This is a genomic window from Dysgonomonas sp. GY75 (assembly GCF_015234155.1).
In the GTDB taxonomy this organism is placed as follows: domain Bacteria; phylum Bacteroidota; class Bacteroidia; order Bacteroidales; family Dysgonomonadaceae; genus Dysgonomonas; species Dysgonomonas gadei.
The window spans coordinates 1-11,688 of sequence record NZ_JADCLQ010000055.1 but is presented as its reverse complement, the minus strand read 5'-3'; the positions used below and the strand labels follow the sequence as shown (position 1 = coordinate 11,688).

The 11,688-nt window shown below is 38.2% G+C and carries 5 protein-coding genes and 1 pseudogene; all 6 read right to left on the bottom strand.

Features of this window, described 5'->3' with window-relative positions; genetic code table 11:
• A pseudogene (locus IR083_RS21330) lies at positions 1-437 on the bottom strand (glycoside hydrolase family 92 protein); the annotation flags it as partial.
• 69 nt (positions 438-506) lie between these two features.
• Entirely contained in the window at positions 507-2,408 is a 1,902-nt protein-coding gene (locus tag IR083_RS21325) for a GxGYxYP domain-containing protein (RefSeq protein WP_194225841.1), read from the bottom strand.
• 15 nt (positions 2,409-2,423) lie between these two features.
• Positions 2,424-4,076: a RagB/SusD family nutrient uptake outer membrane protein gene (locus IR083_RS21320; protein WP_194225840.1), complete on the bottom strand. Its 1,653-nt coding sequence runs from the start codon at positions 4,074-4,076 to the stop codon at positions 2,424-2,426.
• Between the two features lie 12 nt (positions 4,077-4,088).
• Complete coding sequence (locus IR083_RS21315; protein WP_194225839.1) at positions 4,089-7,079, bottom strand: SusC/RagA family TonB-linked outer membrane protein; 2,991 nt, start codon at positions 7,077-7,079, stop codon at positions 4,089-4,091.
• A 26-nt stretch (positions 7,080-7,105) separates the two neighbouring features.
• The gene (locus IR083_RS21310; protein ID WP_242052505.1) at positions 7,106-8,152 is read right to left on the bottom strand and encodes a LamG domain-containing protein; all 1,047 of its coding nucleotides are present in this window, start codon (positions 8,150-8,152) and stop codon (positions 7,106-7,108) included.
• A 246-nt stretch (positions 8,153-8,398) separates the two neighbouring features.
• Positions 8,399-10,906 carry a kelch repeat-containing protein gene (locus tag IR083_RS21305; protein WP_194225837.1) on the bottom strand — a complete coding sequence of 836 codons (2,508 nt, stop codon included), beginning with the start codon at positions 10,904-10,906 and terminating at the stop codon, positions 8,399-8,401.
• Positions 10,907-11,688 lie beyond the last annotated feature (782 nt).

Below are 11,688 nucleotides of genomic sequence, written 5' to 3'. Positions count from 1 at the left end.
TCTGTTGGAGCCATCTCTGTTACCACATCATGGTCGGCAAGATAAACTTTATAATAATATGGTTTGGCAATTTCGGCCTTATGGGAAAACCAACTGGCCCGTTTGTCCTGGTCGAAAACGGCTTCTCCGGTTACCGGCATGATGGCGAACTGGCCGTAGTCGTTGATCCAGGGACTGGGCTGGTGTGTCTGCTTGAAACCGCGAATCTTGTCGGCATCGTAGGTATAGGCCCAGCCGTCACCCATTTTTCCGGTCTGGGGCATCCAGAAGTTCATTCCCCAAGGCATGGCTATCGCAGGATAGGTATTGCCCGTGGAGAGAGAATGTTTTGACTGAGTGCCTACCAATGGGTTAACATAGTCCACAGGTGTATAATCCTGAGCAGCCGACGAGAGAATGCTCAAAGCACATAATAATAAAGAGAGGGTCTTTTTCATTTTTGCCATTTTCCTTTATATTGTTAATAGGAAGAACTGTTATCCGGAGGGATAACAGTTCTTCGTTGATTAGAATATTTCGCTCAGATATTTTTTAGTCTGATCTGTTCTGTAGTGCATTCGCACCCGCCATATCAACTCTTGTACACTTACTACCTGAAAGTTGTCATCCAGATGGTTCGCACATAATTTAGCAGCGCTTGCTCCATTTTTATCTCCATCCGTATTTTCAGCTAATTCGTCATTCGAGTTTCCTATGTCTTTGAATTTGCTCCATGCATGGACCGAAATAAGTGAGAATGTTTCGTCTTTGGCTTCTGCTTTCAGTTTATTTGCCACATATGCAGGAGTACCTTCGCGAGGTGTGTTGCGATTACCAAAGTTCCACAAGGAATATTTTACTGTGATAACGGGAATGTCATATCCTTTTTTATTAGTTACCCATATAATTTCACCTTCACCACCAGCATAAGGAGAGTATTGAATCGCTACAATTCCTTCCAACTGATCATTTGCATCTACATAAGCCTGAAAACCTTCTTTTGCTGCAGTTGATTTAACATCCTGAGCAATAAGCCCCAGTACTTTAACACGATGTTGACGCATACTTGCAGCAACACTCTTAGCGATTTCGGCTAATCTCTCACTTCTATTATTATCAACACCAAAATTATCGGCATATAAATAACCTCCGCCCAGAGCCTCAATTAAAGTGTAATTAGGCTTCTGCTGATTTATAATATTGGTGAATTGTGCCGATGCGGTCATTGCCAGATTACCCACTGGTAGTCCGAATCCCATCTTCATATCATTAGCGTCGGCATTCTGATAGAATTCCCCGACAAAATTATTCATCATCCATTGAATATTATCACCATCAGATAAGTAGAAGGAGACAAAATTCTTTTTCAAATCATAGTTGATAAACTGAGGGTTTTCCACTTTGGCTAACGTAGCTGTTTGGCGGCTTTTGTATAATAAAGAGGTCAGAGGCATATTGTATATCCAATCACTAGGTACCCATGTATGCCCTGTTTTTGATGCCCTGTTCACAAATAATGCTTCATCAACACCTTGTTCCCATCCGAATATAGGCGCTCCCGGCTCCAGCCAGCTTAATACTTCAGCAAATATATCCAGGTTTTGTCCTGATGAAGGGTCTTCTTTCTGTTTGTTGATATTCAGTACAAATAAATTGTTCTTGATTGCGAAGTCGCGAAGTTCACCGGTTTGTACAGGCATAACAACCAACGCTTTCTTATTACATTTATCTTTAAATTCGCGCCATGCATCTGCAGTCGTTTTATTACGTGCATCGTATTTCATTGTATAGCCTGCCGCTTCGAAGCTGGCTTTGTCCCTGATATCTACTATAATTGAATTGTAGACGTGCGATGCAACGGAAGCAACGATATTACTTTCAGGATTGTTTTCTACATCGGTTAAAACATATCCATCAAATAAATCTTTAAGCTGTATATTCACACCATCAGAAGGGCCGTAATTGTTTTTTGCCAATTCCAATCCACTTTGCATACCTTGCTCGCTGACACCCATATTCTTCAGGGCCTCCACTGACAGTTTATAAGATTCCCTGCCGCCGTGATCGTGCATCCAGAAGCCAATTTCACTTTTTCCTTCATCTACAGCCCGATTGGTAAGACCTGCCATAGACTGGCATAGCAGGTGATACTGAAGCCCCCTGATCTCTTCTGTCCATCCAAGATCGTTGCGGCTGCCAACATTTAATACTTCCACGCAATTCCAGTATTTCTTAGGTTTGGTAGTCATTTCGGGGAAAGTATATTGCCCTACATTTGCAATTGGATCATACTGATCCATATAGAGGCTGACATTGTTTTCTTCATTTAGCCCCATGTTCTTTGTAGGAGAAGAATAATCGTCACAGCTACTTGCTCCCAGGCTGCATAATAGCCCCAGAATAATATATTTGATTTTCATTGTTGTCATATTTTAGTGTTTTTTTTAATATCCTGTATTTTGACCGACCCCTTTTATTTTGTTTATCTCATCCTGAGGGATAGGTCTGACCAGATGGTTTTCATTTAGGTTATCATATGCCGCTACGAACGGATTGTATTCTTTCACGCGGGTAAGTAGTGTATTGGTACGTTTCAGGTCGAACCATCTGTCGTGGTCTCCGAGTAATTCCCGTGCTCTTTCATCCATTATTGTATTAATGGTTAAAGAATTTAATTTCATTTGTTGTTCATACATGTTTTCGTCTTTAGCAGCTCTTTTTCGGATCGAGTTTATACGTTCCAGAGCAAGAGAAGAATTACCTGCTCCTAAATAGGCTTCTGCCGCAAGCAGATATGTGTCTGATAAGCGGAAAATTACATCTTCTCTGGAACCCGGATTACCCCAATCTATTTTTGTGTCTTTAAATTTCTGAATCATAGGCATACGGTCAATCGCATTTGTCAGAATCGGTAAGGCTGTGGACTGAGGATACCAGTTGTAGTCGCTGCCTGACTTGAATGGATAATATTTAACAGCCCCTTCATCCATTCCCGAATTGTCATTCCAGCGAGGAAAATAGATACCCAAATCACCGAATTTGGCATTGGTCGGATTATTGATCAAGAACCGGCGTTTGAATGTAGCATCATATCTGGTATCGGCAACGGGGTCGGTAAATAGTTCATGTACTTTAGGAATTACCCAGTAATAACGACTCATGGATGAATAATCGGCCTGAACTTTTGTAAACATATCGGGTTCTAAGGCCGTGATATTAAATCCGAACTGGCTTTGCTGAGGATTTCCATTCCCTATATAATTCTTATCAGAACCGTATTGAATAGCCCAGATTACTTCCGGGTTGTTCTGGTTATTTTCGTCATATACATCCGCATAACTTGCTAAAAGACTATATGGCTGAGATGGAGCTTCAATCAATTCATCCAGTGTGGAAGCAGCATTGGAAAAGTCTGTAGCTTCTGCATAGGACTTGTAGGCGCGAGTCAGGTATAACTTTCCAAGCAGATGTAATACGGCAGCATTAGTGGCTCGTCCCGGTTCTTTGGTTGTCATATCCAACTTGCCTTTGATCGCTTCCAGTTCATCTATCATAAACTTATAGATAACTTTTTCATCAGTACGTTCGGTTTCTGTGATAATGCCTGTATTTTCTGTTGTATAGAAAGGAACGGCTCCGAAAGTTTCTACTAAATAGTAATATCCGAGTACACGGAGAAACCGGCCTTGCGAGGTGATGCCATCGTAGTCGTTACCTGCGATTTCAGGGGTACAGCGCGTTATCAAAGTATTTGATTCCTGTACTATTTTATAAAGGTTTCTCCAGTAACCACCCACTATGGGTGCAGTAGAATTGAATGTTTTGTCATAGCCGTTAAACATTCTTTCCACAGGGCTTTCAGTGATAGCCATATACAGGTCTGTACCGAAATACTGGACTTCTCCCGTACTGAACACTGAACGGTAACGATAATATATGTCTATCAATAGTTTCTCTTGCCCTTGTTTTGTATTATAATATTCATCAGTTATAATAGACGGCGTATCCGAATTGAGGAAATCTGAGCATCCTGCCACGGTTATGGTTATTGAACAGGCCAATAATCCGTATTTTAATGTTTTTAATATCTTTTTCATGTGTTATTCGATTTAGAATGAAATGTTTACCCCTAATGTAAATGTCATTGGATAAAGAGATAATTGGGTGTATGCATCCTCTCCGATAGTTTCAGGATCCGGACCTTTATATGAAGTAAATGTGAATGGATTTTGAACAGCTCCATATACACGGGCATTCTTTAGACCTGATTTTTTCAATACATTACCCGGTAATGTATAACCTAGTGTTATGTTTTGAATTTTCAGGAATGAACCGGATATTTTCCCTAAAACTTGTGTGTAGTACGATTGGGCACCCACCTGAGGGTAAGCATTGCTACGATTCTCAGGGGTCCAGTATTTTACATCCAGTTTGTTCCAGTGCTCATTGTCCCATGCTGTGAACATATATGTGAATCCATCGTCGTACATACCTCCAAAGCGGCCATACATGTATATAGACATATCCCAGTTCTTATATGTAAATGTATTTGTTATACCCATAGTCCAGTCAGGGGAGGGTGTCCCTAATACTTTGTAATCGCGTTCATCCAATACACCATTGTTATCAAGATCTTTTACATGTATATGTCCGGGAACCTGACCATATTTGGCAGCTTCGGCTTTTTCGTCTTCCTGCCAGATGCCTACCTTTTCGAAATCGTACATCACGCTGATAGGTTGTCCTATAAACCAACGGTTTGCCAGATCATCTTCACCTGTCCCATATAGTTCCTTGATCTTGTTCCTGTTAAGTGAGAATGTAGCATTTGTTCTCCATGAAAAATCGGATGTGGAGATATTCACAGTGTTTAGCCCTATTTCAATCCCTTTATTTGTAGTACTTCCTATATTTTCGAGGATAGAAGAATACCCGTTTATGCTGGCTACCGAGCGAGCGAATATAAGGTCTTCTGTCAGTCGGTTGTATATATCTATTGTTGCACTTACCCTGTTGTTGAGTATTCCGAAATCCAATCCATAGTTCCATTCCGACATCATTTCCCATTTCAGGTTACTGTTGCCCTTGGTATCGCTTAGTCCGAAACCATTTTGACCTGTAGAACCAAATGTATATTTGCTAAGATCGAGCTTACTCTTTGTTATATCGTAATTTATATTGTTGTTTCCACTTTTACCCCAGCTTACGCGTAGTTTCAGGTTACTGAGCCAGTCTGCACTTTTCATAAATTCTTCTTCGCTGAGTCTCCAACCCAAAGCGAATGAGGGCATAAAACCCCATTGGTTTCCTGTAGCTAAGCGGGAAGACCCATCGTAACGACCGGTTGCTGTCAATAAGTATCTGTCTTTTAATGTATAATTTACGCGCCCCATAACAGAAAGCATGGATGATTCCCAGTAATAGCTTTTAGCTCCTGTTATCTGGTCTGCAGTTTCAAGGGCATGCCAGTCTGACTGATAAGGCAATCCAACACCTTTCATTTCAGAGCCTTTATGCGTATCCTTCTGGGCACTGAAGAGTCCTATTACATTTAATTTATGTATGTCATTGAATGTTTTGTTATAGGTTGCGATGTTATCCCATACATAGTTAAGATTTACACCTTCTCTTCTGAAGGCATCCGGATCGCTTACCCCTTGTTTGGCCTGTGTATATGTTCCTATCCATTCTCCGTATACATCGTTGTCATATTGTACAGCTATCTGTGATTTCAGAGAGAGATCTTTGATGGGCAGGAATTCAAGAAAGCCTGAGAAGTTGGTATAGCGCGCTTCTGTTTCCTTTTTATTATTATCAATCTGTATAAATGGATTTATTTTACTTGATGTAGGCTGTACATTGAAAGTATATTCACCATCATAACCGTATGGGCTAACAATCGGAGGCAGGAAATATGCATTTACTAAAGCGTCATCGGCTCCATGATTTGTTTTATTGAATGATATATAGCTGTTCATTCCCATCTTGAACCTATCCGACATACGATATTCCAAACCTATATTCGCTGTAATACGTTCGAAACTTTCATTACCTATCATACCATCGTCTTTGAGATATCCCAAACCAAAAGTATAGGACACTTTGTCTGAACTGCCGGAGGCACTTATATTATGACTGGTAACAATAGACTCGTCAGACAGCTCACGCAGCCAGTCGTAATATTCTCCATATTTAATCCTGCGCTTTTCGTCAGCAGTAAGGAAATCGGGACGCATCAGGGAAGAATCTCCATATTTCTTTTTCCACAAGGCGATTCTGTAATCGACATACTCCATGCCATTACCTTTATTCCCTATCATATCGGGTATCCGGGTTGGTGTTTTTACTCCGACAGACCCATTATATTCGACATTGAATCCAGGCCTTTTATTAGCACCCTTAGTTGTTATAATAACAACCCCGTTAGCTCCTCTCGACCCATATATTGCGGAAGAAGATGCATCTTTCAGTATATCGATAGATTCGATGTCGGCACTGTTCAAATGTTTCATCCCCGATTGTGATGGTACACCGTCAATAACAAAAAGGGGTTCGTTAGAGAAATTGAATGAGTTTACCCCACGTATCTGGATGCTCATGTTTGCACCCGGGCGGTTCGAAGTTTTATTAACCAGTACACCGCTAACACGGCCGTTCAGGGCTTCGGTAACATTGACCGTCATCGCTTTCATCAATTCTTTATTATCCAGACTCTGAATTGAACCTGTAAGGTCTTTCTTTTCCATTGTTCCGTAACCGAAAACAATAGTTTCTTTCAATTGCTGGCTATCCTCTTCCAGTTCTATGTTTAGGTTGATAGCTTTTGAAATAATAAATTTTTGAGGAATAAAACCCAGGTATGAGACAACTATCGTTTTACCTTCAGTTACATTTAATTCGAAGTTACCGTCTATATCAGCAAGCGTTCCGGTTGTAGCACCTTCAATGACTATACTCGCTCCAGTCAGAGGTTCTTTCATGCGGTCTTTTACAGTTCCTTTTACTGCTATGGTGTTGCTTTGAGCAAAGACCTCTGTAGAATAGCAGCTAAGAATAAGTATAAGCAATATGCATACTTTAGTGAATATATTTCGATTCATAGTAATTGTTTTTTATAAATATTAGATTATTGAGCTACAGGCTTCCATTTGTATGATCCGACAAGTTTGGCTGTGTGTTTGCCTGTTTTATCAGGAATGTTAGTATTATCTGCAGGTACGGTAGTAAAATCCCATGCGCAAGTCAGGTTGGCTTCTGTTCCTGTTACATCCGAATTCATTAATGTCTGTATTTCCGTTTGAGTTTTAGCCTTGCTCCATAATCTGAACTTCTTCATGTAACCGGTCATACAACGATTATTATCTTCGGGTTCCATGAATGCATACATTTTCAGATTGCGCGTATTTGGCTGATATTTTTGTAATGTTGCACCATCATATATATCATTTGTTTTGCTAAAGAACAGTTCTCCGTTGATATACATCTTCAGCTGTTCACTTGCTGCACTTTCGTCGTATACAGCAGCCAGGTGCATCCATTGTCCGTAAGTTTCCGGATATGCTTTGCCCCACTCCAGTACCCGGTCTTGTTGTGGTCCCATCCCCATTGTCATACGGAGATTAGATCCCATAAAGTTTATCATCCATCCTTGCTTCACTCCGTTACCATCATGGCTGAATGTGGCGATGAAATCACCTATGGCAAATTCGAAGAAATTAGCATCATACTTGAGCCAGCTCTCAACAGTAAATGTGTTGGAACCTCCATAGGCGACAGATTCGCCAAAATCGATATATCCTTTTTTATCAATACCGAATACAAGTAATTCACCAGCTGATCTCGCAGGGAGTGTCATCTGGTAGGAATTCATAAATTCAGCTATAGCTTTGTCCGATGCTACACAATAATTGTCGATCTCGAATTGTAGAACAAACATTCCGGCTTTAGCTTTCGAAATACCTGTTTTAAGGTCTTCGATAGCTTGTAACAGATTGTTCGCATTTTCCTTAGGGAAGGTTCCGTCTTCTGTGCCTATTTTGGCAGTATCCAGCATATTCTGCATATCCGAAAGATGACTATATAGGCAATCTAGATTAATATCTGCGACATTGTCTTTTTTGTCAGAGCATGAAAATGCAATAAAAAAGACGAGCAGCAAAAAACTAATCTTCATCCCCGGATTTTTTCTTTTATCAAAAAAATTCATGATAATAAAAATTTAAGGTTATTACTTATTAAAAATTAATACTGTTTGTTTTGAGAAGATTGCGGAATGTGTCTGATAAGATATTTCCGAATCTTCACAAAAGTATTATTTGGTAAATATAAAGGGGGTTAAAAGGGGGTTAAAAGTGGCTTAAGACGCCAGACTTTTTTATTAATCGGACGTTTAGATGTTAAAATGACAAGGCCTGCACACTTAGTCTTTCTTTAGAATAGAAGAGAATGTGTAAGGCAAATCTTGTTTGTTTTCTTTCTTATATTCAATTGCAAATAATGCATATTTCTTTTTAGCTTCTTCTGTTTGTTTCAGATTATTCAAGGAATTTATCAGATAATACAAAGCTTTTTCATTCAGAGGGTCTGTTATAAACAGAACTTCTGAAAGATGAATCGTATGAATGTAATTCTGACTATAGTATGCTTTCTCTATATAAATGGGTAGTATTGACCGGATTTGGGCTTCTATTCTTTCCTTAAAAGAATCTAGCTGCGTATCGTCTGATGATTTCAGAAATTTGCCGCGAATTAGGACTTCTATTAATTGAGAGTTACTTTTTATATTATTTTCTGAATGAATTAGTTGTTCGAAAAGGGAGCAGTCGCAAAAACAATCATCGGTTAGCTCAATTTTGAAATATCCTTTATCAAAAAGCAAGTCAATGCCATTTAAGTCCGAAAGAATCTTCCTCAGATGATTTAGTGTAACATTCCGGAGATTCTTTACATTAAATTCAGAGCGGTCGGGCCATAAAGCCTCGCTGAATTGTTGTGATGAAATGCCATCTTTTAGACTATGTCCCAATATGAGCAGAAATGCCTGCTTGAGCCTGGCACTGAACATATATGTAATATCCCGTCCGTTTTTATCATATACGGTGAACTCACCGAAAAGATAAATAGCATTTGCTTTATCTTTTATTTCTATATTAGGTTTGACCGGAATGGAAATTTCTTCTTTCTCTGAAGCCGCGATTTGTATCTTTTTATTTCTCTTTTTATAGTAAATCAGAGTGGTAAACAAACCTGTCAAAAGTAAAAAAATAACAAGCCAGAACCATGTATTTATAACGGATTGGGGGTTACTGTATGTTGTCAGTTCGGTTTTGTTTATAGAGGGATAAGCTAACGAATAGAAGCGGGTAACGGACGAACCATCATCCTGAAATTCCTGAACTGTACAATAAAATTCTTTAAGTTTATGATTGAAGTATAGATTTGCATTTGTTGGTATTTTCTCCGAAAGTATAGGAATCGAGTCGCCTAGTATTGTGTAACTTCCGTTTTTTAAGGAAAACCGATATAATTGCAGGTAGGAATTGGGTTTGTGCTCAGGATAGCATAATGTATAGAAACATGAATCGTTGAGCATAATCATATTCCGGGTAGGAACAATATTTTCCGGTTGCCATGACAAATTCCATAATTTTTTAATGTTTTTGCTATCCAGATCCACTTGGTATAAATCGTATAAATAGCTTCGCCCGATGGTTTGATCCCCGGATTCATTTCCCATCCCGCCAAAGATGAAAAGCTGATTTTTTGATTTAAAACTGGCCATACCGGAAAAATAACGGGGCATAATCTTATCCCCATTAAAGATCAACGTATCCCATTTGCTTTTCTCTATATTAAATGAAAGGAATTCCTTGTTATATTTTTGATTGCCGAATCCGCCAAAAATAATATATCTTTTGTTTTCCGTGTCATAATATCCATTATGATGGTGGAGTTGCATGGGCAAATATGCTGTGCTTACAGATTTCCATGTTGTATTTTCTAAGTTAAGTGAAGCAATTGTAGTATTTCCTATCGGTAGATTATTAACTTCATATATATATAGGTTGTCTTCTTTATCATCGACAAAACTCGTGCCGAGCTGTATATCTACAGGTAGTTTGTTCGCATATTTTTTGATCAATACATTGTTTGTTCGCAGATCGAATAAAGAGAGGGAATCGGTATTAAAGAACAATATATTCTGTTTGGATTCATCATAATTAACTCCGCTTACTGTTGCTGATTTATATGTGTAGCGGTGTTTCCAATAATATGCAGTATTTATAAGCCAAACAGGATTGGATACATGTCCTATAACTTTACCTTGCCAGTCATGTACATTTTCGCCATCGCTTTCTTTTAAAGGAAAGCGCAATAGTTTATTATCGTTTTCAACCTCCAGATTGCGTAAAGCGAAAACCGGTACATCAACAATATGATCGCTTTTTCCAAAAAATATTTGAGGGTGGAACTGTTTTGGTAAGCCGGGATTATTTACTGTGTATTCTTTGTCGTTTATAGATATAAGTAATTTGTTGTCATTCAGTAGAAAAGTGACAGAAACAGTCTGCCATTGGCGGTTACCTAATATGTTATTAGGCAACTCTATGGAAATCAGGTTGTCTATACCCTCCGCGTTGAATTTAAAGAAACTGTTTTTGTCGTCTTTGTAAGTATAGGTTAAGTTATATGTTTTGTTGGTATCCTTGTCCTTTAAGCGGAATATATAGCCAAAACTGTTAAATTGTAGAATTGATATTTCGAAACGAATGGAGAAGCTGTTCTTAAAGGTTGGTATTTCTTTGTCGAACACAGAATATGAAGTACGGTCTTCTATTAATTTATCATTTCCCTGAAACTGCAAACCTTGTGCATAGCAGCTTAATGTAAATATAACTCCAAAGAATATAGATAGATATAACTTCATAAATTTACCAGACATATTTAACTTAGCCAAGACTACTCACTTTATACAATTAAAATGAAAACAAATTTAAGAAAACTATAAGAACAAACAAAGTCTATCCTTTTAAAGAGATGCGTTCACGACTTTTGGTTACCTCGCAATTAAACCGGAATTTGTTTTGCAGACGAATAATTAAACATAAAATCTTTCCTGTAATTAATAAATTGACTTATTTCGGTTAGAATATTTAGCTTGTTTTATCTCTCGATATTAACTTAAATTGCAAATCCGAGTAATTATTTATTCTAAAAAGATCGGCATCTTCTAATATTATTAATAAATTTGTTCATCATAAAATATTCATTAATAGTTTGTTGTTTTATTAGGTGTCTTTTTTTATTCGTTTTTTTTGCTTTGGGTGTTGCAAAATAAATAAAAAGAACTACCTTTGCATCCGCTTACCGAGAGAGGTATACGAGAAAAACGAAAGGTGCTTGTCGAGTTTTATCCTGATAGATTTTCTTGGGAGATAAAAAATTGAAAAATCAATGGTTTGTCAACGGTTCGAATCCGTTATTCTCCACTACTCAATTGAAAGTAGACAATTGAGAGTTGAAAGTTTAAAAATTTTCCACTTTCCATTTTCCACTCTCCATTAGAGAACGATCTTTGACATGATGTAAAAAAAGAGCAAGTAAAGTTAGATTATAAAAATAATCTATCAAACCCTGCTAATAAACTACCTTCGGGTACTTTATTAGATAGAAAAAAAGAAAGTAGGAAAGGGCACATGGGGGATGCCT